We start from the raw sequence: 902 nt of genomic DNA on the forward strand, positions 1-902 counted from the left end.
GTCGTTCCAGGTATATACTTGGCCACTTTTTTCGTAATCGACTGAGGGGTTAAAAGGAACAGGCCGATTGCAATCAGAGATTCATAAAGCGTCGGCACTAATTCAGCCGAACCTTCTCCGTACAGAGAAATCAATAGAGATCCAATCAATAAGCCGACCGCTGCGCCGAACTTTTTTCCTTCTTTTAGCAAACCGCCGAGAAGGCCTGAGAAAGCCAGCAGGCTCATCTGATATAAATTGCCGATGTTTGAGAGGCTGAGAATCAGCCCAGTCACAACCCCGACTGTACAGCCGATGCTTGCGCCTCCGATGAACGCGAAAGCGAGCACGACATAACGGGCCAATATCAGTTCAGCCTGCATGCCTTGAAATGAAACGCCTGTCAAGCCCGTGAGAACGGAAGCGATTAAAATCATAAAACAAATGATCTCTTCAATTTTCAGCGACTGTTTCGCCCGCTTTGATGTGACAATCGGCAGGCTTTGCAGAAAAATCAATGTGAGGATAAACGATAATCCGGCTTCAACGAAAGCCATAATATAGTGATAACCTGAAACCGTTCCGTATTCGGCATATACGAATCCGCATCTTGTCACAGCCATCGCCAAAAAGACGACGACAGGCAGCGTTCTGACACGGTCTTTTATAATAAGGGACGTCATTTTTGAACATATCGCAAATGCAAACAGAGCCGCAAGCTCGAACAGCGAATGCTGAGGCGATATGCTCAGAGCTCCGGCAAGAAGCGCCAGGCATGCAAGGAAAGCTTTATCTTTTTTGATTAAAAGCATCGCTCCGAAAAATGGAAGAGCAAAGGGAATGACCTCTGACAGAATGAAGGCTCGTCCCAATAAAAAACCGATGACCATATAGATCAGCCCTTTATAAAAAAAGAGGGAATA

1 pseudogene is annotated in these 902 nt (G+C 46.0%); it reads right to left on the minus strand.

What is annotated here, in order from left to right:
- Positions 1-902: pseudogene (locus tag ACWHAR_RS24570) on the minus strand (stage II sporulation protein E); the annotation flags it as partial.

It is taken from the genome of Bacillus sp. LR--39, assembly GCF_053613335.1.